Source organism: Limnobacter thiooxidans (genome assembly GCF_036323495.1).
In the GTDB taxonomy this organism is placed as follows: Bacteria; Pseudomonadota; Gammaproteobacteria; order Burkholderiales; family Burkholderiaceae_B; genus Limnobacter; species Limnobacter thiooxidans.
In genome coordinates this window covers 543,252-565,079 of record NZ_AP028947.1, presented here as the reverse complement: position 1 = coordinate 565,079, position 21,828 = coordinate 543,252, and the positions used below count along the sequence as shown (strand labels likewise).

The window sequence follows — 21,828 nt, the reverse complement described above, 5'->3', positions numbered from 1 at the left end:
CAGAGTTATCCCCAGTGGACAAGTTGTGGACAAGGTTGGGATAACTGCAGTGCAACAAAAAAACGGCACCTTAGGCGCCGTCAATTTGAATGTCGTAGGTGTTTGATTTGCGTAAGCCTTTCCAGTCAAAGAAAGGCCCGGGATCGGTTTTTCGAGTGGGTGCAATCTCGCTGTGCGCCATTGCATATTTCAGTGGATAACGTGCCTGCAAAGTTCGAACGAGCTTCTTCAGGCTGGCGTATTGGGCTAACTCAAACGGGGTGTACACATCGCCCAACAATTCCACACCAATTGAGAAGTGATTGAAGTTGCTACGGTCCATCGCTGCGGATATTCCAGCGTGCCACGCCCGCTTCTCGCAGGACACAAACTGGGTTACCGAGCCATCGCGGTCAATCAAAAAATGCGAGGAAACATGCAGGCCGAGTAATTCAAAATAGGCTGGGTGGGAATGACAATCCAGCCTATTCAGAAACAGGTCTGACACCACAGAGGCGTCACGCCCGCGTTCAGGCAGGCTGATGGAGTGAATGACCAGGGTGTCAATGCGGGTGCCCATGGGCCGAGCGTCCTGATTGGGGCTTTGCATTCGGTGTACCCAGTCTTCTTCAATCCAGCCTTCATCGAGCCACATGACTTACCCCTTTTCTGGGTGTTAATGCACTAATTGATGCACTTTTCAGTGAACCTTTTCACCAGCAGCTTTGGCGTGTTCCATGCCGCAATAAAACCGGCCCTGCATCATCACGCCTTCCGACATCGGGCTGTAAGCACCGCAGTGCTGACAAGGCATGATCTCTTCCTGTGTTTTACGGCCAAGATTGCCCTTTTGTTGAGCCCCCACACCCGGTTTATCACCCAATTGTTTGCGCTGCCAGCTTTTGAACAACACCCAGGCGACCAAAGCCAGCCCCAGAAAAAACAGAATACGACCCATCAAGCCGCCCTTTTCAAAATGAATTCCAACACAAACTGGGTACCAAAATAGGCCAAAACCAACACCGCATAACTGCCCAAGCACCAGCGCAAAGCCACCTTGCCGCGCCAGCCTAACACCACGCGTCCACCCAGCAATACTGCAAAGGAACACCAGGAAATGACAGCAAACAGGGTTTTGTGGTCAAAGGTTCCGCTGGTACCACGCCAGGCTTCCGAGAACAGGAAACCGGTGAGCAAGGTCAGGGACAACAATACAAAACCAGCCCACAACTGGCGGAACAGGATCGATTCCATTGTCAGGAGCGACGGCAGCTGGTCAAGCAAGCGTTCACGCAGCATGCGGTTTTCACGGTTGGTGGCCACCAATTGGTGAAGTGCTTTTTCCTGATAGGCCATGACAATGGCATGCGCAGCGGCAATGCCCAACAGGCTGTACGCTGCCAGCGCAATCAGCAGGTGTAGCTGAAAAAGATGGTCGCCCGCCATGCGAATGGCATCGTCCTCGCCCATCCACAAGGGCAACAGAAACACGACGGCACACAAAGGAAACACCATCAGTTCGAGCAGGGGCACCCGGTTGAAAAAACTTTCAACAAATGCCACCAGTGAGGCCAGCCAGGCCACGCACATCAAGCCGATGACAAATCCAAAGTGCATGCCGTCGGTTTGAAACAGCAAGGTGCCCAACAAATAACCCGACACCAGCAAAGCCACGGCGACCAGCGCACGGTTCAGCCCTTCGGGTGCTGTCCATTTGCCTAAAACGTTCAGCGCCGCCAATCCACCCGAGGCGGACAGCAGGAGCACTGCAAGCGCGTACAATAATGTGTTGTTCATAGCAATCAGTTTACTCGATTCAAAGCTCGAGTCAGGGGCACCACACGATGTTTGAAAACCTCTCAGATCGCCTAACGCGCGTCGTCAAAAATATCAAAGGCGAAGCCCGCATTACCGAGGCCAACACGCAGGAGATGCTGCGGGAAGTTCGCCTCGCACTGCTGGAAGCCGACGTGGCCCTGCCCGTGGTCAAGGAATTCATCAACCAGGTGAAAGAGCAGGCCTTGGGCGAGGAAGTTCTGAACAGCCTGACCCCCGGCCAAGCCTTGGTGGGTATTGTTCACAAGCAGTTGATCAAGCTGATTGGCGAGAAAACCGAAGAGATCAACCTGGCGGCCCAACCCCCGGTGGTCATTCTGATGGCGGGTTTGCAAGGTGCGGGTAAAACCACCACCACCGGCAAACTGGCCAAGTACCTGAAAGACAATCTGAAGAAAAAAGTGCTGACCGTATCGGCCGACGTGTACCGACCTGCCGCGATTGAGCAGTTGAAAACGGTCAGCGCACAAGCCGGGGCGGAATTCTTCCCTTCCGACATCAGCCAGAAGCCAGTGGACATTGCGCTGGCCGCACTGAACCACGCCAAGCGCCAGTTCTTTGATGTGCTGATTCTGGACACGGCTGGCCGCCTGGGCATTGACGAAGCCATGATGAATGAAATCAAGGCTTTGCATGCTGCGGTGAACCCCACCGAAACCCTGTTTGTGATCGACGCCATGTTGGGCCAGGACGCGGCCAACACCGCCAAAGCTTTCAATGAAGCCCTGCCGCTGACTGGCGTGGTGTTGACCAAGATGGACGGCGACGCCCGTGGCGGCGCAGCCTTGTCGGTACGCCAAATCACCGGCAAACCCATCAAGTTCATGGGTGTGGGCGAGAAACTGACTGGTTTCGAAAAATTCCACCCTGACCGAGTGGCAGGCAGAATTCTGGGTATGGGCGACATTGTGTCGCTGGTGGAAGAGGCCAAGAAAGGCATTGACCAGCAGGAAGCCGAAAAACTGGCCAAAAAGCTGAAAAGCGGCAAAGCGTTCGACTTGAACGACTTTTTGTCGCAAATCAGCCAGATGCGCAACATGGGTGGCCTGCAAGGCCTGATGGACAAACTGCCCAGCCAGTTGATGAAAGGTGCGGGCGAAGTCGACGCCACCGCCGCCGAAAAACAGATGAAGCGCACCGAAGCCATCATTTTTTCAATGACAATTGAAGAACGCACCAAACCTGATTTGCTGAAAGCATCGCGCAAGCGCCGTATTGCTGCGGGTGCTGGCGTGCAGGTTCAGGAAGTGAACCGCCTGTTGAAACAGTTTGAGCAAATGCGCGACATGATGAAAAGCATGCAGAAAGGCGGCTTGGCCAAGTTGATGCGCAAAATGGGTGGTGCTGGCGGTAAGGGCGGTTTTCCTGGTGGCGGCATGCCTCCTGGAGGCGGATTTCCGGGCATGTAACGCTGGGCCAGCCCGCCCGTCGTTTTACATCCCCTCTCGGCGCGGGCTTCGATGACCTGCAATTTGTATACATTCCCTTTCAGCGCGGTTTCCAATTGACCGCCTGAAAACCTGTTGATCCCTTTTTGAAATTCACATTGACTCAACAAACTCGACAAAAGAGATGGTCGAGTTTGTTATCGGCTTGCAGCCGAACGTTGCATGTGATTTCAAACGGGCAGGTTTTCTTGAATGGCGGCGCAATTGGAATACCGCTGCCGATCGGGTTGAAATACGGCGGCGATTGTTCGCCGCACCTGTGGACAAGAACAGCGACGGGTCGCACTGACGTTGCCTCAGGCTGCCAGTTGGCCTTCCCGGCAGTGCGCTTGCTTGTTCCGCACATTCAGGAAAACTGCCCCTTTTTGACCCGCCCACTGCGTGTGCACGCAGGGCACCACAGGGCCTCGGCCATGTTTTTTGCCGAGGCTTTGTGAGCAATGAATGGGTTCAAAAAGGGATTAGCGGTTTTCTGTGCGGAATCAAGCAAGGCACGCTGGGGAGGCCAACTGGCGGCCTGTTCATGAGGAGTCGGGCAAAAATCAGCGCTTCACTTCAGCCTCGTTCAAAGCTGTTCGCGGTGCAACTTGCGCCGGCTCGTCGTAACGGTATTGCCAATTGCGATCCAACCGGTCGTACACCAAGTTCGGGTAAGTCATTTTCCCCAAACTACCGTTGTACCGGCCCAGTGCTCGGTCAAGGTTGCCTTTTTCAATATCCAGGTAATGCCTTAAAATGAGGCAACCATACCGAATGTTCAACCGCGGTTCATAAAGCTCTCGGGAACTGCCCTTGGACAACACATCAGTCCAGAATGGCATGACCTGCATCAGCCCGATTGCACCTGCAGAGCTGACTGCATCCGCCCGAAAATTGCTTTCGACTTCGATCAAGGCAAAAATGATTTGAGGCTCAATTCCGACACGCTGGGCTTCATAACGGATGGTTTTGATCAACTCGGTGCGTTCTGAAAAATCGGGTACCCGGCGAGCCAGTCGACGCGACATTTCAGACATCCAGTGAATTCGGTGACCCACCGATTCAAAAATCGGGCGAGGTGCGCCTGGCGCATTCAAGGCACTGCGAAGAGCAAGCCGAACGTGGTCGGCCATGGGTTCGTACTGCTGACTGGCCGCAACGGGCCAGGCAACAGCAAAACCAATCAGACACACACCAACCCAGTGGGCACCTCGTGCCAACCGGGCCAATGATTTACAAACTGATTTGCCTGCTTGCAAGCTCAACACGCAACTGCTCAAAAATTTTCCCAACTTCAACATCGCGTTTTTCAACCTTGCCATCGCGCGATTGAAATTCCACTTTGCCCTCTTTCAGGCCACGGTCTCCCAAAGTAACCCGCAGCGGCACGCCAATCAACTCCCAATCGGCAAACATCACGCCTGGCCGCTCGTCGCGGTCATCAAGCATCACATCTACACCCGCGTCTTTCAATTGCTGGTACAGCTTGTCGGCGTGAAGTTTCACTTCCTCGCTTTTCTTGTAACCAATTGGGCACAACACCACTTCAAAAGGGGCGATGCTCAATGGCCAGACGATACCGCGGTCGTCAAAGTTCTGCTCAATGGCTGCCCCCAGAATTCGGGTCACACCAATGCCATAACAACCCATTTCGATCACGGCGGGCTTGCCGTTTTCTTCCAGAAACTTGGCCTGCAAGGCCTCAGAGTATTTTGTACCCAGGTAAAAAACATGTCCCACTTCAATGCCACGGCACATGGCTAGCACACCCTTGCCGTCGGGTGAGGCATCGCCCTCCACCACATTGCGAATGTCAGCCGATTCCGGCTCAGGCAAATCGCGACCCCAGTTCACACCAGCGTAATGGAAGTCTGCGCTGTTGGCGCCGCACACAAAATCACCCATGGCGGCTACGCTGTGGTCAGCCACCACACGCACATCGGCGCCCACACCGACTGGGCCCAAATAACCAGGCTTGGTCCCGAAGGCTGCAACAATTTCGGCTTCAGTGGCCAATCGCAGTTCCTGAACGCCAGCCAGCTTACCCAGCTTGATGTCATTGACCTCATGATCGCCACGCACCAGTGCCAATAAAATTTGTACCTTCTTGACGGCCTTGGTTTCATTTTTGTCCTGCCCCTGCTCTTGCCACTCATTGGCAAAAACCACGCTTTTCACAGTTGCCGACAAAGGCAAACCCAGCTGTGAAGCCACGGCCTCGCAGGTGGAATTGCCGGGGGTATGAACCTTCTCCATGGCTTTGCCGGCCGCAGGACGTTGGGCTGTGCACAGGGCCTCGGCCAGTTCAACGTTGGCAGCGTAATCGGAGGTTGGGCAGTAGGCAATTGCGTCTTCACCCGTGTCGGCGATCACATGGAACTCATGGCTACGATTGCCCCCGATTGATCCGGTGTCTGCATTCACGGCACGGAAGTTCAGACCCAATCGTGTGAAAATACGGCGGTATGCGTCGTACATGACGTCGTAGGTTTTCAAAGCTGCTTCTTGCGTACGGTCAAAGGAATACGCATCTTTCATCACAAATTCACGGCCACGCATCACGCCAAAACGGGGCCGAATTTCATCACGAAACTTGGTCTGGATCTGGTACAGGTTCAATGGCAACTGGCGATAGCTTTTCACTTCCTTGCGAACCACATCGGTAATCACTTCTTCATGCGTAGGGCCGATCACGAATTCACGGTCGTGGCGGTCCTTCAGGCGCAGCAACTCGGGGCCATACTTTTCCCAGCGACCACTTTCCTGCCAAAGCTCAGCGGGCTGAACCGCGGGCATCAGCAATTCCAGGGCGCCAGCCCGGTTCATTTCTTCACGCACAATGTTTTCCACTTTGCGGATTGAACGCAAACCCACTGGCATGTAAGTGTAAATGCCACCGGCCAAACGCTTGATCATGCCAGCGCGCAACATGAGCTGATGGCTCACGATTTCCGCATCTGCTGGTGCTTCTTTCAGGGTATTCAAAAAAAACTGGGTGGCGCGCATTGGAGAAAAACTCTTGAGTAATGAATTGGTTAGGACTGCGATTGTACTTTTATCCGCCAGCAACGCGGATACCCTAGGTGTACAAAAGCAGGCTGGTGCTTATAATGACTCTAAATTGTAAAGAAATCTGCGGGGCGCGTATGCTTGATAAAGAAGGCTACCGTCCCAACGTCGGCATTATTTTGACCAATTCCCGAAAGCAGGTCTTTTGGGGTAAGCGAATTCGTGAACATTCCTGGCAATTTCCGCAGGGCGGAATTAAGCATGGTGAATCACCAGAACAAGCCATGTACCGGGAATTACACGAAGAAGTTGGCTTGTTGCCAGAACATGTTGAAATTATTGGAAGAACCAGGAATTGGCTGCGGTACACCGTGCCCGACCACTGGATTCGACGGGAATGGCGGGGAAGCTACAAGGGCCAGAAACAAATCTGGTTTTTGCTGAAATTGGTCGGAAGGGATTGTGACATCAGCCTGCGGGCAACGGAGCATCCTGAATTTGATGCATGGCGTTGGAACGAGTATTGGGTTCCACTTGAAAATGTAATTGATTTCAAACGGGAAGTGTATAAACAAGCATTGGGAGAGTTGGCCAAACTGCTGTATTCCAGAAATGACCCCAGGCGATTGCCCAAGGGTGACCACTGGGAGCCAGCTGACAGGGCTGATGAAACCCAGGAAAAACCTGAGTCAACATGAAAAACGCGAGCCGCAAGGTTCGCGTTTTTTTATTCTTTTGCAACCCACATACTTTGTGTAGCGTCAAAATGAAACCAGATCGGCGTGTAGGATCGATAGGTCGCATCCAGTATTTCATCCGTGACCCACACCCACAATTTTTCTGGCTGAGCGGGTTCATTCACCAACAAAACAGCATTCAATGTGAAGTTTCGCCCTTCGCCTTCGAAAGTACAGGTGTTTCCATCCGCTATGGCTTCCGAGCCGAATAATTGAGCCAGCGTAGCAGCATCTTCCTGAAGACGAGGATGTAGAGAATGACGAAAACTGCTCAGGTCCAAAGCCGAGCAAAGAGACAGAGCAGAATCAAACAGGGCAGTATTATTGTCAACCGGCCATTTTTTTGACAGTTTCAGGGCATCGCAAATCAAATAGTGCGACCGAGCTGTGAAATTGGGCGAAGTTTCCAGCAAGCCGGCGCTCTGTTCTAGATATTGCTCACAATTGTGCACAGAAACGCCATTATCAAATTCCAACTGTGGACGGGGTCTACCCAATTCTGAAGACCCATTCCGTACTTCCTCCACAATGGCCTGATCCAGCCAAAAATAAGTGTTCTGAGGACTTTTAGAGTGATTACAACCCGGCACAACAAGCCATATAAAAACCAAGAGAAATCTCAAAGCGCTTGCTCCATCAGATCTGCTTCCTTGTTTCGACGCGTGGGATACTGATCTTCAAAAGCGCGAGGGATTTTAACAACCAACGCCCAGTCTTGTGCAATCGCAGCAGCCCAGAATTTTGGGGCGGAGCGAGCCAGTTCCAACCCGTGCTGGAAAGAAACTGAGGTGATTACTGTTTGAAACTCGGGTTTTAAATCTTCGAACTTCTTGGAACTACCCGAGATCGAACTGTTGTAACGCTTGGCTAGTTGAAGCAGGTGGTGGCTTTTTACCATTTGATCTATCTGCATGCATTCTGTGGTGGATATGGTCAGTGGTGATTTTGCAAGCACGTTGGATGCTTCGTGCTTTTTCAGCCCCAAATAAGGTTTCAATTTCTTGAGAAGCGAGCCCCAAGATCAAATCCTGTTGCTACCGTCACACCACTTTTGCTTCTTTCAAGATCAGGAATGTAACCGCCAGTTCTACAGCCACCTTCAAGCTTGGAAAGAAATGAATAATCCACTTCAAATGACATTGAACTGCTCCACAAGTTAAAGACCGTGGAGGTTAACAAGAGGGCGAGTTCAGTGCAAAAACCGCTCTATTGAGTTAATCAGGACAAGGCTAAGGGATCAGAAACGGCTTCAACACTGACAACACCTTGGGTGCATCTTCCAGATGTGGGTAATGCCCAAGACCTGGAAGCCGCACCACAGTGTGTCCCGGTACCAGTTCTTCAAAGCGCTGCACCATGTGCTCGCCGGAAATCGGGTCTTCAACGCCGTCAATCAGCACCAGGGGCATGCCGGCATTCTGAAGCGCACCTACCCAGCGGTCGCGATTTTCACGCCGCTCACGCATGTATTGAATCAGCTTGTGCATACGCAGGTTGCCCTGATTGTGGGCGATCAATGCCCAGGCTGCGTCAATGTCCTCTTCTCGCAAGGACGCAGAACATACACCACGAAGGCTGGCACGAAGTTTGGCCTTTTTCATCAAGCGAGTGAACAGGAACCCCAAGGGGCTGAGCATCAATTTTTGAACCAGAATGGCCCGGTGGGTTTCGGGAAACAGACCGCCGTTAAGCAATATCACTTTCTCGGCTGTAAAGCCCAGTTTGCCCCCAACGCTGCGAGCAATCAGTTCCTGGCCCACGGTATCGCCCACGTCGTGTGTCAACACCTGGCAGCTGTGAATGCCTTTGGCTTTCAACAGGGCTTCAGCAATGTCCGCCTGCTGAAAAATGGAATAGTCCCAGTTGGCCGGCTTGGCTGAATAGCCATAGCCGAGCATGTCGAATGCGATCAAGCGGTGAGTTTCGGCCAACTCGGGCCACAACAGATGAAAATCGTAACTGGAGGTGGGGAACCCGTGAATCAACAACAGCACGGGCTTGTTGGATGCTGCGGTGTCTTGCACAAAAATGGAATGGCCTTTCCAGTCGAAAAACTGCCCACTGCTTTTCCACATCGACAGTTCCATTCGCTCACTCCAGTTTTGATCAGGCCAACACCACCATGTTGTCGCGGTGGATCAGTTCAGGTTCGTCCAGATAACCCAGGATGGACTCTATCGCGCTGGTGGGTTGTTTGGCAATTTTTCTGACTTCCAAAGCCGAATAATTTACCAGGCCGCGGGCTACTTCGTCGCCTTCCGGGCTTAGGCACGCCACAACATCACCGCGCTGAAAGTTGCCTTGGCACCCCGTGACGCCAATAGGCAGCAAGCTGCCTTTCTTTTTACGCAAAGCTTCGGCTGCGCCGGCATCGAGCAACAACGAACCCTTCAACTTCAGGTGGTCGGCCATCCATTGCTTGCGCGCGGCCAGGCGGCCCAGCGGTGCTTTCAGGTAGGTACCCACCGACTCGCCTTTCATCAGGCGCACCAGTACATTCGGCTCATGACCGCTGGCAATCACCGTGGCTGCTCCACTGCGGGCGGCTCGCTTCGCAGCCAGAATCTTGGTGATCATGCCGCCTGTGCCTACGCTGCTGCCAGCACCCCCCGCCATTTTTTCAAGAATTGGGTTGCCCGCTGTTTCTTCATGTATGAATTTGGCATCCGGATTTTTGCGCGGGTCAGAATCATAGAGCCCGACCTGGTCCGTCAGAATTACCAATGTGTCAGCTTCGACCAGGTTGGTGACCAATGCGCCCAAGGTGTCGTTGTCACCAAAGCGAATTTCATCGGTCACTACTGTGTCATTTTCATTGATGATGGGCACCACTTTGTGGCCCAGCAAGGAATACAGGGTGGAACGGGCGTTCAGGTAACGCTCGCGGTCAGCCAGGTCGGCATGGGTCAGCAGCACTTGCGCGCACACCAGGCCGTGTTCGGCAAAGCCGATTTCATAGGCGTGCACCAGACCCATCTGGCCCACGGCAGCCGCGGCTTGCAGCTCGTGAATTTCCTTGGGGCGTTTGGCCCATTTCAGGCGCTTCATGCCCTCGGCAATTGCACCAGATGAAACCAGTACTACCTCGCAGCCTTGGCTGGTCAATTCGGCAATTTGTGCCGCCCAGGCCCGTATGGATTCCATGTCCACGCCCTGGCCACCTTTGGTGACGAGGGAGCTGCCTACCTTGACCACTACACGCTGATTTGCCAGAGATTTCTCTGCCACGGAAATTACTCCTGATCGTCGCCAGTTTGTTGGGGATTAATGAGTGTACCGGTGCTTTCGCGGAAGCGGGCATCGGGTTCGGGCGGAAACTCCACCTGCATCTGCTGCACCAGGTTTTCGTAAACAGAGCGCATCAGGTTGGCGGTGTTCTCGCCAGTCAAACTGGAGATCGGATGAACCTGTCCCTGCCAGCCTGTTTTTGCACGGTAGCGACTCACAAAGTCCTCGATTTTCGCTTTGCGGTCCTCTTCGGCAATCATGTCGATCTTGTTCAGCACCAGCCAGCGGGGCTTGGCCCACAGGGCTTCGTCGTATTTGCGCAGTTCTTCCACAATGGCGGCAGCTTCATGCACAGGGTCAACGTTTTCATCAAACGGAGCCAGGTCCACCAGGTGCAACAGCACACGGGTGCGGCTCAAGTGTTTAAGGAATTGATGACCCAGGCCTGCGCCTTCAGCCGCACCTTCAATCAATCCCGGCACGTCGGCAATCACGAAGCTTTGGGCATGCCCAATGCGAACCACGCCCAGGTTGGGGTGCAGGGTGGTGAAAGGGTAATCTGCAATCTTGGGGCGCGCATTGGACACTGCAGCAATCAAGGTCGATTTGCCAGCGTTGGGCATGCCCAGCAGACCGACGTCGGCCAACACTTTCAATTCGAGCTTGTACTTGGCGGAATCGCCCTCTTTACCCCGGGTGAATTGCCGTGGAGCGCGGTTCACGCTGCTTTTGAAGTGAATGTTGCCCAAGCCGCCATCACCGCCTTTGGCAATCAGGACCTGTTGACCGTGTTCGGTCAAATCGGCAATCACCAAGCCTGTTTCAGCATTCACAATGGTGGTACCCACCGGCATTTTCAGAATGACATCGGGACCAGCTGCGCCATAGCAGTCACTGCCTCGGCCGTTTTCACCGCTTTTGGCGCGGTGCTGTTTGGAAAAGCGGTAGTCGATCAAGGTGTTCAGGTTACGATCGGCCTCGGCAAACACACTGCCGCCCTTTCCGCCGTCACCGCCGTCCGGGCCACCTTTTGGAATGAATTTCTCACGACGAAAACTGCCCGAGCCATTGCCACCATTGCCCGCAAACACTTCGATTGTTGCTTCGTCGATGAATTTCATGCTTATTCCTGCTAATTGCGCCTGTCTACTTTAAGATTGAATGTGCCTGCCCAAAAACAAAAATAGCCCTGCAATGCAGGGCTATCGGACCAAGCACGGTGTGCGGTGCAAACGAAGGGAATTAACCCTCGCTGACCACGCTCACAGTTTTGCGACGCAGTGCGCCTTTCACTGAGAACTGCACCTGACCATCGGTCAGAGCGAACAATGTGTGATCTTTGCCCATGCCGACGTTGTCGCCAGCATGAAAACGTGTGCCGCGTTGGCGAATGATGATGCCGCCGGCATTGATTGCCTGGCCGCCAAACACCTTCACACCCAGTCGCTTGGCTTCTGAGTCACGTCCGTTGCGCGTAGAGCCGCCGCCTTTCTTACTTGCCATGAGTCATTCTCCTCTATCAAGCGTTGATGGCTTGGATCTGGATTTGAGTGTAGTTCTGGCGATGGCCTTGACGCTTTTGATAGTGCTTGCGACGACGCATCTTGAAGATCTTCACTTTGTCGTGACGACCGTGTGCCAAAACAACTGCCTTGACCGAAGCCCCTTGAACCAGTGGAGTACCCACTTTAACTGTGTCACCGCTACCAACGGCGAGCACTTCGTCCAGAGAGATTTCTTGGCCAATGTCAGCAGGTATCTGTTCTACTTTAAGTTTTTCACCAGCGATAACCTTGTATTGCTTACCGCCGGTTTTTATGACCGCGTACATAGTTGACCCTTCGTTTCTTGATTAATCTTTAAACCAACTTTCGTCAGTTAAACCCAAAAATAATTTGGATAGCCCGCAATTATGCGCGGAAAGTGCAATGTTGTCAAAGCCTTGTGAGCAAAGCGCGTACATTCTGTAAACGCCGTGCGGCTTTTGGCAAACACCCTCAAGTACAATATGCGCAACATAAATCATCATCACATGCAGTGAACCCCATGCCCAGCCCCGTGCCCAGTGTGAAAAGTGTGTTGTCCCCAGTTGCTGCCGACATGCAACAACTCGATGAGGTCATTCGAACAAGCCTGCATTCCGAGGTCAGCCTGATCAACCAGATCAGCGACTACATCATCAATGCCGGCGGCAAACGCCTGCGCCCTGCTCTGGTTCTGTTGACAGCCCGCGCCCTGGGTGCAAACACGCGGCAAATGGCGCAGGCTGTCGAGTTGGCCGCCATTGTGGAGTTCATTCATACGGCCACCTTGTTGCACGATGACGTGGTGGATGAATCCGACATGCGCCGCGGCCGCTTGACCGCCAATGCAGAATACGGCAACTCGGCCGCAGTGCTGGTGGGCGACTTTCTGTATTCCCGGTCGTTCCAGATGATGGTCAAAATCGGCTTGATGGATGTGATGGATGTACTGTCAGAAGCCACCAACACCATTGCCGAGGGTGAAGTGCTGCAATTGTTGAATTGCAAAGACCCAGACGTCACCGAAGCACGCTACATGCAGGTCATTGACTTCAAGACGGCCAAGCTGTTTGAGGCGTCTTGCCGCCTGGCGGGCATTGTGACTGGTCAAAACAGGGACACCATTGCGAACCTAGGTCGCTTTGGAGCAGAAGTTGGCAGCGCATTCCAGTTGATCGACGACGTGCTGGACTACGCAGGCGAAAGCGCTGCACTTGGAAAAAACGTGGGCGACGACTTGCGGGAAGGCAAACCCACCCTGCCCCTGATTCACGCAATGCAGCACGCAAACGGCACGGTGAAAGCGCAAATTCGCGATGCTATTGCAAACGGCGGAACACAGGATGTGTCAGCGATCATGGCCAGCATTGAAGAAACCGGCTCACTTGCCTACACGCGCGAGAAGGCACATGCACTGGCCGAGTCTGCGAAAACGCGCCTGCTGCACCTGCCGGAAACACCATTCAGGGCAGCACTGAATCTACTTTGTGATGTATCAGTGCAGCGTACAAGCTGAATGCTTCAAAAAAACATCCGCCTAGGTGATTGATTCGTACAGGCTGAAGCCGCATCATGGTTGGGTAAAAATATTCATCCAATTGTTCACCACGAAGGACCTTGATCCATGACCATCAGTAGCGCAGTTGTCAAAAGCTCGGGGCTGTTAAGGGCACTGACGGCCAAAGGCATTCTGGACAACCTGCAGATTGAGCAACTGACGTCTGAAGAAATCCAGGGGCGCTCGGTCGCCGACTGGATTGTCAACAACGGCATCGTGAGTGCCGAGCTGCTGGCCAGTTCTGTGGCGCAACATTTTGGTTACCCACTACTGGACCTGAGCCAGTTTGACGACAGCCGCAGCGGCCTTGAAGCCGAGTTGATCCAGGCTGAAAAGGGCCTTGAGGCTTTTGTGCTGGGTCGCCGGCAAGGCACCCTGAGCGTGGCTATGGCCGACCCCACCGACCTTAGCACCATTCAACAATTGAAATTTCGAACCCAGCTGCAGGTTGAACCCGTGGTTGTGGAATACGACAAGCTGCTACACCGCTTGGAGAAAAGCGACCCGGCGCATGGCATGGAAGAGGGTCTGCTGACCGATGTTGAATCGGAAACAGGTGCCGGCGGCGCAGAAGAGCAATCGCCTGATGTGGACGACGCTCCAATTGTTCGCTTTGTGCAGCGTGTGTTGAGCGAGGCCTTGAAAAAGGGAGCTTCTGACATTCATTTCGAGCCTTATGAAAAAAGCTACCGGGTGCGCTTTCGCATTGACGGGCTGCTGCAGGAAACATCTCAGCCTCCACTGGCAGCCAAGGCAAAAATTGCCGCTCGCATCAAAATCATGAGCCGGTTAAATACCACCGAAACCCGAACACCCCAAGACGGCAGAATCCGGCTGACACTGGGTGCCGATGAGCGAAAAATCGACTTCCGGGTCAGCACACTGCCCACGCTGTTTGGCGAAAAAATTGTGATGCGTCTGCTCGATTCCAGCAAGTCACTACTGAAGCTGGAACAGCTAGGTTTCGAAGCGGAACAGCGTGCTGCCGTTGAAAAAGCACTGGCCAAACCGCATGGCATGATTTTGGTGACAGGCCCCACGGGCAGCGGCAAAACAGTGTCGCTGTATACATTTCTCCAAATGTTGAACCACGAGTCCATCAACATCAGCACGGTGGAAGACCCGGCAGAAATCAACCTTCCCGGCATCAACCAGGTCAACATCAATGAACGAATCGGATTGACGTTTGCAAAGGCCTTGCGCGCTTTGCTGCGACAGGACCCGGATGTCATCATGGTCGGTGAAATACGAGACCTGGAAACTGCAGACATTTCAATCAAGGCCTCCCAGACTGGCCACAAGGTGCTGTCCACGCTGCACACCAATGATGCCGTTTCTTCCATCATCCGCCTGAAAAACATGGGAGTGGAGACCTTCAACATTGCTTCGTCGGTCAGCCTGATCATTGCCCAGCGCCTGGTGCGCAAACTCTGCAGCTGCAAGGCACCTCACCCGCAGGGCATTCAGGCACTGGCACGCACTGGCCTGATCAACCAGGTCCCCCAGGAGGATTGGACACCCTTCTGTGCGGTGGGCTGCGAGGCCTGTAATGGGACAGGATATGCAGGTCGAACCGGGATTTACGAAGTCATGCCCGTGTCGGAGGCCATGCAGGAATTGATCATTTCTGGCGGATCAGCGCTGGACATGGAAAGACTGGCCCGACAGGAAGGCGTGGCCAGCATGAGTGAATCAGGCCTTGCGAAAATTCGCCTGGGCACCACCAGCATTGAGGAAATCCTGAGCGCGACAAAGACCGATTAACTTTGATTGCGGGCGGGCCATGAGTGCAAACTTTCGAGACAAACCCCAAGCCGGGGAAGTGCTGTTCTTTTGGACGGAGAAAGCGAAAGGCACCAACCGCAAAGCTAGGTCAGGAGAAATTCGCGCCAAATCGGCAGACCATGCCCGTTACCTGCTGAGCAGACAGGGCGTGAAGGCAGAATCCCTGAAAAAATCCAGGGGAAATGGCACCGGAAAGATCAAGCTGGCCGTAGTGGCTTCATTCGTTCGCCAGTTGGCGGTCATGATCCAATCCGGAGTTCCACTGGGCCAAAGCCTGGGTTTGATTTCGGGCGGGATGACCAGCAAATCCAAACGCAGCATGCAAAGCGTTGTTCGCGCCATTCGGGCCGATGTGGAAAGTGGCCTCAAACTCAGCGAAGCCATGCGCAAACACCCCCGGTGCTTCGATACCCTGTTTTGCAACACCCTGTCGGCAGGAGAAAATGCGGGCGAGCTGGACACTGCGCTGGGTCGCCTGGCCACCCACATCGAGAAAAGCCTGCGCATTCGACAAAAGGTTCGCAAGGCCATGGTATACCCGTCGATCGTGGTGCTGGTGGCGATAGCGGTCACGCTGGGCATGCTGCTGTTTGTGCTGCCCTCATTCAAATCGGTATACAGCCAGTTTGAAGCCGAACTGCCAGCACTGACCTTGATGCTGCTCGCCGCGTCCGATTTCCTTCAAGCCCATGGCCTTGTGCTGCTGGGTGCAGTCGGGCTTGCGGCTTACAGCCTGTTTCAGGCTTATCGCAAAAACCTGAAGTTCCGTAACGCAGCCGATGTACTGTTGCTTAAAATTCCCTTCATCGGGGACCTGATGAAAACTGCTGTTCACGCACGGTGGACTCGCACCTTTGCCACCTTGAGCGCCTCGGGTGTGCCCATTACATCCGCGCTGGAATCTGTCGCGGGTGTTGCGCAAATTCAATCATTTCAGAATGCCACACTGGATATTCGACAGGCCGTGGCTTCAGGGGCCCGGGTTTCAGACAGCATGGAAAAGAGTCAGATTTTTCCACCGGAATCCATCCAGATGATACGCATCGGGGAAGAATCGGGCCGAATGGACGCTATGCTTGAGCGACTGGCCAATCAATATGAAACCAACCTCGACGACAAGGTCGACACACTGTCCACAGTGATGGAGCCCATGATCATGTGTGTGATCGGGGTATTGGTGGGTGTACTGATTGTGGGAATGTACATGCCGATTTTCAACATTGGAGGCATTGTTTGACAGCGCTGAACAGCATGGACCCCATGCACTGGCTGATCCTTGGCATTTTGCTGGGACTGTGTGCGGGATCATTCCTGAATGTGGTGGCCTACCGACTGCCCATCATGATGCAACGCGAATGGGACTCAGACCTGGCCGAGGCCCAAGGCCGCGAACCGGAACAACTTCCACGGTTCAACCTGTGGCTGCCGGCCTCGCATTGCCCAGCGTGCAAAACACCGTTGAAAATCTGGCACAACATCCCGGTGTTGTCGTTCCTGCTACTGCGCGGAAAATGTGGCCATTGCCACAGCGCAGTGTCATGGCGCTATCCGATTGTTGAACTGTTGTGTGCCGCCCTGTTTGCGGCTGTGGCCTATACCCAACCACCCGGGCTTTCAGGATTGGCCTTGATGGCCTTTGCTGCTTGCCTGTTGGTGCTTGCCGTGATTGACCTTGACACCTACCTGCTGCCCGACAGCCTGACCTTGCCCTTGATGTGGGCTGGCCTGATCGTCAACCTGCTGGGGGGCTTTGTTCCGCTGGAAAGTGCGGTGTCGGGTGCAGCCTTGGGTTACCTGGTGTTGTGGTTCATCTACCAGGCATTCAAACTGTTCACCGGTAAAGAAGGCATGGGCTATGGCGACTTCAAACTGCTGGCAGCCATCGGCGCATGGCTGGGCGTTGGCTCGTTGTTCAGCGTGGTGTTTTTTGCCTCGGTCTTTGGCATTGTGTTCGGCTTGATTATTCAGACCATTCGCGGCAAGAAGAAAACCGATGCTTTTCCATTTGGCCCCTGTCTGGTCATGGGCGCCTTCGCCTGGATGGCCGGCTTCGATTTGACACGCTGGATTTGACACCATGCACAAGGCTTTTAGAAAACCGGACGAACTGGTGGTGGGGCTGACCGGCGGCATCGGCTCGGGAAAAACTGCCGTATCAAATCGCCTGAAGGAATTGGGGGCAACCATCATCGACACCGATGAAATTGCCCACAGCCTGACACAAACTGGTGGCTTGGCGATTGCCAATATTCGCCGCGCGTTTGGTGATCAAGCCGTATTGCCTGATGGCAGCATGAACAGGGACCACATGCGGGCGCTGGTGTTCAAGAACCCTGAACAACGCGTGGCACTGGAAAGAATTCTGCACCCGAAAATTCGGGAAGAAGTTCAACGCCAACTTGCACAAGGCGCTTTGCAGTATTTCGTGGTGGTGGTTCCGCTGCTCTTCGAGAAGGGCGGATGGGGAGAACTCATGGACGACATCGTAGTGGTGGATTGCCCTGTTGATCAACAAGTCGAGCGCGTGATTCAACGCAATGGTTGGCCAGAAACACAAGTTCGCGCGGTGATCAACAACCAGGCCAGCCGTGAAGTTCGCACCAAGGGGGCTGACCATGTGATTGAAAACACCGGTGACTTGCCCGAGCTCATTCAAAAAGTCGATGTTCTGCACGAAAAGCTGATAAAAAAGGCCAAAAAATGAGCATGCCATTTGCAAGAAAAGAACAGGTGCGCCACAATCACACATGCCTTTCTTTTTAATTGCGACGCCTCGGTGACTCAAGTTACAGACGATCGACAGACCCCCCAGCAGGTCAGCCAAACCACCACCTACGAGTTTCCACTCAATGAGAGAATTCGTACGCTTTTGCGGCTGGAGGATTTGTTCGCGAAGTTCATGTTCTTCGTGTCACGCGATCACCGGCTGGACCACCACACAGCACTGCTGACGCTGTTTGAAATTATCGAAGTAGGCTCGCGCGCCGACCTGAAAAGCGATCTTCTGCAAGAGCTCGAACGGCAAGGTGCATCGCTTGCCCAATTTCGCGGTCATCCCGGTGTGGATCGACACATGCTGGAAGACACACTTTCCAGCATTGACCTGGCGTCGACCCAGTTAAACCAATGCAATGGTCGCCTGGGCTATCACCTTCGCGACAATGAATTCCTGATGATTATTCGCAGCCGTTGCACCATACCTGGTGGAGTGTGCGAATTCGACCTGCCCGGTTATCACCGGTGGCAATCCCGAAGTGCGCAAGCACGCCGACAAGACATCGACATCTGGTTTGAACCCATGAAACCCTTGGCGAATGCCATTGCGCTGGTCTTGAAAATCCTTCGACACAGCGGAGAGATGAACGTGGTTGTTGCCGAACAGGGCAACTACACCCAACAAATGAGCGGGAAGTCGTTTCAGTTGTTGCGGGTGGATCTGCCAAACGAACTTGAAGTGGTACCGGAATTTAGTGCCAACAAGTACATGCTGTGGATTCGATTCAATATTCCAAATGCGAACGGAGTCAGCAAAAACAACCCTTATCTGGACCCAATCGAACTGAAGATTCGCCTTTGCAATCTGTAACTCTTAACCTCGGCGCACAACTGGCGTTTACCTACCGATTCCCTTTAATGTCACTTGAACTGGCTCAACATGGCCACGCCATGCGCGCCATGCTGTTGCGCCATTCGCAGGTCTGAACTGGCTAAACCACCAATTGCAAAAACGGGCAAGCGCGCAGCCTGAACAAGCGCCTGAAATTGCGCCCACCCCATACCCGACTGTCCCGGATGAGAGGCTGTGGCATGAACTGTACCCAACACGGCATAACTGAGCCCACGGTCAAAGGCAAGCGCCAGTGACGCTGCGCTGTGAACCGAAGCGCCTGCGCATTGCAAATTCGCAAATTCGCCAGAATGCAGATGTGCTTCCGTCAAATGCAGGGGACAAGGCAAAGCCTCGAGACTTTCCCGCAAACTCAACCAGGTTTCGGAATTCAGCAACATGGACTGGCCGGTTTTTTGGCATAGCGCGTAACAGTGTTCGTACGCACGAATCAGGGCATCACCCTGCAGGGCTTTTTCACGGAACTGAACATAGACGGAGGTATGAAGGCCTTCCAAAGCGCTTTCCAACCTTTTCGCACACGCGTCAAACCCTGCCCCATAATTGCTCAAGGCCATCAGGACGGGCTGCGCCAGCTTGGGTAGCAATGGCTCCGTGGCAGGCAAAATAGGGGATAGGTCCGAACTGTCGAGGCTGGCCCAAGTAAAGGCCTGCTTTTCCAGCGGCCTGGGATCGCCTTCAAATGCCCACACGCGGTACAGGTGCAAGCGCACGTTGGCGTGTTCATAATCATGTTCAATCAGAAACCACGGGCCACCCTGGGTGGCGGTGATATCCAACTCTTCCTTGAGTTCACGGACAAGGGCACGCCAAACACCCTCAGCGGCCTCCACCTTTCCGCCAGGGAACTCCCAGTAGCCCGCGTAAGGTTTGCCTTCTGGGCGGCAGGCCCAAAGCACTTGCCCATGTGTGTTGAAGACCACGGCAACGGCAACATCAATGCGGGGCTTTACAACAGTGTTCACAATGGCGCTCACAAGCCTTTGGTGCCAGCCCAGTGCTTGGCGAATTGATAGGCAAGTCGGCCACTGCGGCTTCCACGCTCGATGGTCCAGCGCAACGCGATGTGACGTGCATCTTCGGTGTAGGGCATGTTGAAATGGGCCAGCCAAACCTGAACTGCCGCAAGGTACTCATCCTGGCTGAAGGCATGAAAAGACACCCAAACCCCGAAGCGATCCGAGAGGGATACTTTTTCCTCAATGCCCTCGGCCGGGCGAATTTCCCCATTGTCGAGGTGCTGGGTTTGCAAGTTGTCTTTCATCATTTGCGGCAACAAATGACGACGGTTGGACGTGGCGTAAATTAGCACATTGTCGGATGTACCGGCAATGGATCCATCCAGTACGCTTTTCAGGGCTTTGTAACCGGCTTCACCGTCTTCAAATGAGAGGTCGTCACAGAACACGATGAAGCGCTCGGGACGCCCATTAACCAGGTCGACCACATCTTGCAGGAACAGCAAATCGGACTTGTCCACCTCAATCAATCGCAACCCTTGTGCAGCGTAGCGGCTGAGCATGGCCCGAACCAAGCTGGATTTGCCGGTACCACGGGCACCCGTCAACAGCACGTTGTTGGCCGGCAGGCCTTTCACAAACTGGTGGGTATTCTGATCGACCTTGTCGAGTTGCGGGCCGATGTTTTTCAACACGGCCGCATCCAGCGATTCAACGGTTTTTACAGGCTCCAAACGCAACTGTCCTGCCCGGTGGTGAAGGCGAAATGCCGTGGAAGCGTTCCAGTCGTTGGGCGCTTTCATGACACCCTGCTCCAGGGCCTGCGCAATGCGGCTGAGCTGCTCTAGAATGGCCTGGGTGTCGATGTTGTGCTTGTCGCCGTGCTGCGTGCTCATGGTGCCAATGACCCAATCAACTGCGGTAGTCGGCGTTGATGGTCACGTATTCATGAGAGAAATCCGTGGTCCACACCATGGTAGAAGCCGAGCCTCGCCCGAGCTGAACGCGGACAGTAATCTCGGCGTCATTCATCACAGCCTGCCCCTGCTCTTCGCGGTAGTCAGGGTGACGTCCACCATTTTGAGCCACGTACACATCACCCAGGTAAAGCTGGATTCGCGTTTGTTCCAGGTCATCGATGCCTGCATAACCCACAGCAGCCAGAATACGGCCCAAATTGGGGTCTGATGCAAAAAATGCGGTTTTGACCAAGGGTGAATGGCCTATTGCGTAGGCCACTTTCAACGCCTCTTCCTCGGTACCCGCCTGTTCAACCTGGATGGTAATGAACTTGGTAGCACCTTCGCCGTCACGAACAATGGCCTGCGCCAGCTTGATGGATTCGGCCTTCAAAGCCTCGAACACTTGGGCCGCTTCCGGCTCTTGCCCGGTTTGAATATTGACTGCTTTGCTCTGACCAGTTGCAATGACCACGAAGCTGTCATTGGTGGAGGTATCGCCATCAATGGTAATTCGATTGAATGAGGCATCGGCCATTGCAGTGGTCCACCGATCCAGCACAGGCTGGGCAATGGTTGCATCGGTGGCCAGGTAACCCAGCATGGTGGCCATATTGGGGCGGATCATGCCTGCCCCTTTGGACACGCCAGTGATGGTGATTTCGCCAGACCCCACTGCCAGTTTGCGGCTACTTGCCTTGGGCAAGGTGTCGGTGGTCATGATGGATGTTGCTGCATCCAGCCAGTTCGCCTGGCCCAAGCCAGCAACCGCTTGCTCGATTCCGGGCAACAGGCGATCCATCGGCAGGTTTTCCAGAATGACGCCAGTGGAGAACACAAGTACCTGCTCGGGCTGCACACTCAACAGCTCTGCCACTTTGGCAGTGGTGGCGCGTGCATCGGCCAAACCGCGTTCGCCTGTACCTGCATTGGCACAACCCGTGTTCACGACCAGTGCACGTATGCCCTTGCCCACTTTCAAGTTGGCTTGACACACCTGCACGGGTGCCGCACAAAACCTGTTTGTTGTGAAGACGCCCGACACGCTGCTGCCTTCAGCAATGCGAACCACCAGAACGTCCTTGCGATTCGGCTTGCGAATGTGTGCCATGGCATACCCCATGTCCAAACCAGCAACGGGAAACAGGGACTCAGCGGCAGGCACATTCAAATTCACAGGCATTTCAGGCAACTCCTACG

23 protein-coding genes and 1 pseudogene are annotated in these 21,828 nt (G+C 54.0%); 9 read left to right on the top strand and 15 right to left on the bottom strand.

The window, feature by feature from the left end; genetic code table 11:
* Positions 1 to 70 precede the first annotated feature (70 nt).
* From ampD to RGQ30_RS02560, 3 genes are read right to left on the bottom strand one after another with little or no spacing between them, the layout of a single operon-like run.
* Complete coding sequence (gene ampD, locus RGQ30_RS02570; protein ID WP_130558472.1) at positions 71 to 634, bottom strand: 1,6-anhydro-N-acetylmuramyl-L-alanine amidase AmpD; 564 nt, start codon at positions 632 to 634, stop codon at positions 71 to 73.
* A 45-nt stretch (positions 635 to 679) separates the two neighbouring features.
* Positions 680 to 937 carry a PP0621 family protein gene (locus RGQ30_RS02565; RefSeq protein WP_130558473.1) on the bottom strand — a complete coding sequence of 86 codons (258 nt, stop codon included), beginning with the start codon at positions 935 to 937 and terminating at the stop codon, positions 680 to 682.
* On the bottom strand, positions 937 to 1,776 hold the full coding sequence (locus RGQ30_RS02560) for a cytochrome C assembly family protein (RefSeq protein ID WP_130558474.1): 840 nt from the start codon (positions 1,774 to 1,776) through the stop codon (positions 937 to 939). The genes RGQ30_RS02565 and RGQ30_RS02560 overlap by 1 nt, the downstream gene beginning before the upstream one ends.
* A gap of 47 nt (positions 1,777 to 1,823) precedes the next feature.
* Between RGQ30_RS02560 and ffh the strand changes: the two genes are divergently transcribed.
* Positions 1,824 to 3,224, top strand: coding sequence for a signal recognition particle protein (gene ffh / locus RGQ30_RS02555; RefSeq protein ID WP_130558475.1), 1,401 nt, complete (start codon positions 1,824 to 1,826; stop codon positions 3,222 to 3,224).
* A 197-nt stretch (positions 3,225 to 3,421) separates the two neighbouring features.
* Positions 3,422 to 3,700: a hypothetical protein gene (locus tag RGQ30_RS02550; protein ID WP_338284685.1), complete on the top strand. Its 279-nt coding sequence runs from the start codon at positions 3,422 to 3,424 to the stop codon at positions 3,698 to 3,700.
* A gap of 105 nt (positions 3,701 to 3,805) precedes the next feature.
* Here RGQ30_RS02550 and RGQ30_RS02545 read toward each other — a convergent pair whose 3' ends face one another.
* Positions 3,806 to 4,507 carry a lytic transglycosylase domain-containing protein gene (locus tag RGQ30_RS02545; protein ID WP_338284684.1) on the bottom strand — a complete coding sequence of 234 codons (702 nt, stop codon included), beginning with the start codon at positions 4,505 to 4,507 and terminating at the stop codon, positions 3,806 to 3,808.
* A complete protein-coding gene (locus RGQ30_RS02540; protein ID WP_130558477.1) occupies positions 4,476 to 6,248 on the bottom strand; it encodes a proline--tRNA ligase in 1,773 nt (590 codons plus the stop codon). The genes RGQ30_RS02545 and RGQ30_RS02540 overlap by 32 nt, the downstream gene beginning before the upstream one ends.
* Before the next feature lie 140 nt (positions 6,249 to 6,388).
* Here RGQ30_RS02540 and RGQ30_RS02535 point away from each other — a divergent pair, with 140 nt between their 5' ends.
* Positions 6,389 to 6,949 carry an RNA pyrophosphohydrolase gene (locus RGQ30_RS02535; protein WP_130558742.1) on the top strand — a complete coding sequence of 187 codons (561 nt, stop codon included), beginning with the start codon at positions 6,389 to 6,391 and terminating at the stop codon, positions 6,947 to 6,949.
* A gap of 29 nt (positions 6,950 to 6,978) precedes the next feature.
* Here RGQ30_RS02535 and RGQ30_RS02530 read toward each other — a convergent pair whose 3' ends face one another.
* The 7 genes and pseudogenes from RGQ30_RS02530 to rplU form a co-directional block, all read right to left on the bottom strand.
* Positions 6,979 to 7,611 (bottom strand): hypothetical protein, encoded by a 633-nt coding sequence (locus RGQ30_RS02530; protein WP_130558478.1) that lies wholly within the window; start codon positions 7,609 to 7,611, stop codon positions 6,979 to 6,981.
* Positions 7,608 to 8,128: pseudogene (locus RGQ30_RS02525) on the bottom strand (pesticin C-terminus-like muramidase). The gene RGQ30_RS02530 and the pseudogene RGQ30_RS02525 overlap by 4 nt, the downstream one beginning before the upstream one ends.
* Positions 8,129 to 8,217: 89 nt before the next feature.
* A complete protein-coding gene (locus RGQ30_RS02520; RefSeq protein ID WP_130558481.1) occupies positions 8,218 to 9,075 on the bottom strand; it encodes an alpha/beta fold hydrolase in 858 nt (285 codons plus the stop codon).
* A gap of 19 nt (positions 9,076 to 9,094) precedes the next feature.
* Complete coding sequence (gene proB / locus RGQ30_RS02515) at positions 9,095 to 10,216, bottom strand: glutamate 5-kinase (protein ID WP_130558482.1); 1,122 nt, start codon at positions 10,214 to 10,216, stop codon at positions 9,095 to 9,097.
* 5 nt (positions 10,217 to 10,221) lie between these two features.
* The gene (cgtA, locus tag RGQ30_RS02510; protein ID WP_130558483.1) at positions 10,222 to 11,337 is read right to left on the bottom strand and encodes an Obg family GTPase CgtA; all 1,116 of its coding nucleotides are present in this window, start codon (positions 11,335 to 11,337) and stop codon (positions 10,222 to 10,224) included.
* 121 nt (positions 11,338 to 11,458) lie between these two features.
* Entirely contained in the window at positions 11,459 to 11,719 is a 261-nt protein-coding gene (rpmA, locus tag RGQ30_RS02505; RefSeq protein WP_105027263.1) for a 50S ribosomal protein L27, read from the bottom strand.
* A 16-nt stretch (positions 11,720 to 11,735) separates the two neighbouring features.
* Positions 11,736 to 12,047, bottom strand: coding sequence for a 50S ribosomal protein L21 (gene rplU / locus RGQ30_RS02500; protein WP_130558484.1), 312 nt, complete (start codon positions 12,045 to 12,047; stop codon positions 11,736 to 11,738).
* Between the two features lie 215 nt (positions 12,048 to 12,262).
* Here rplU and RGQ30_RS02495 point away from each other — a divergent pair, with 215 nt between their 5' ends.
* The 6 genes from RGQ30_RS02495 (at position 12,263) to zapD (ending at position 18,668) form a co-directional block, all read left to right on the top strand.
* Positions 12,263 to 13,255 carry a polyprenyl synthetase family protein gene (locus RGQ30_RS02495; RefSeq protein WP_130558485.1) on the top strand — a complete coding sequence of 331 codons (993 nt, stop codon included), beginning with the start codon at positions 12,263 to 12,265 and terminating at the stop codon, positions 13,253 to 13,255.
* A 108-nt stretch (positions 13,256 to 13,363) separates the two neighbouring features.
* Entirely contained in the window at positions 13,364 to 15,061 is a 1,698-nt protein-coding gene (pilB, locus tag RGQ30_RS02490; RefSeq protein ID WP_130558486.1) for a type IV-A pilus assembly ATPase PilB, read from the top strand.
* Between the two features lie 19 nt (positions 15,062 to 15,080).
* Complete coding sequence (locus RGQ30_RS02485; protein ID WP_130558487.1) at positions 15,081 to 16,319, top strand: type II secretion system F family protein; 1,239 nt, start codon at positions 15,081 to 15,083, stop codon at positions 16,317 to 16,319.
* On the top strand, positions 16,316 to 17,155 hold the full coding sequence (locus RGQ30_RS02480; RefSeq protein ID WP_130558488.1) for a prepilin peptidase: 840 nt from the start codon (positions 16,316 to 16,318) through the stop codon (positions 17,153 to 17,155). Before RGQ30_RS02485 ends, RGQ30_RS02480 begins: the two co-directional genes overlap by 4 nt.
* A 4-nt stretch (positions 17,156 to 17,159) precedes the next feature.
* Positions 17,160 to 17,786: a dephospho-CoA kinase gene (gene coaE / locus RGQ30_RS02475; RefSeq protein ID WP_130558489.1), complete on the top strand. Its 627-nt coding sequence runs from the start codon at positions 17,160 to 17,162 to the stop codon at positions 17,784 to 17,786.
* Positions 17,787 to 17,858: 72 nt separating this feature from the next.
* Positions 17,859 to 18,668, top strand: coding sequence for a cell division protein ZapD (gene zapD, locus RGQ30_RS02470; RefSeq protein WP_130558490.1), 810 nt, complete (start codon positions 17,859 to 17,861; stop codon positions 18,666 to 18,668).
* A gap of 50 nt (positions 18,669 to 18,718) precedes the next feature.
* Here zapD and RGQ30_RS02465 read toward each other — a convergent pair whose 3' ends face one another.
* Genes RGQ30_RS02465 through argJ form a run of 3 tightly spaced genes read right to left on the bottom strand, consistent with a single transcriptional unit; the run spans position 18,719 to position 21,811 of the window.
* Positions 18,719 to 19,675 (bottom strand): Nudix family hydrolase, encoded by a 957-nt coding sequence (locus RGQ30_RS02465; RefSeq protein WP_338284683.1) that lies wholly within the window; start codon positions 19,673 to 19,675, stop codon positions 18,719 to 18,721.
* A gap of 8 nt (positions 19,676 to 19,683) precedes the next feature.
* Complete coding sequence (locus RGQ30_RS02460; protein ID WP_130558492.1) at positions 19,684 to 20,565, bottom strand: ATP-binding protein; 882 nt, start codon at positions 20,563 to 20,565, stop codon at positions 19,684 to 19,686.
* Between the two features lie 16 nt (positions 20,566 to 20,581).
* Positions 20,582 to 21,811: a bifunctional glutamate N-acetyltransferase/amino-acid acetyltransferase ArgJ gene (gene argJ, locus RGQ30_RS02455; RefSeq protein WP_130558493.1), complete on the bottom strand. Its 1,230-nt coding sequence runs from the start codon at positions 21,809 to 21,811 to the stop codon at positions 20,582 to 20,584.
* Positions 21,812 to 21,828 lie beyond the last annotated feature (17 nt).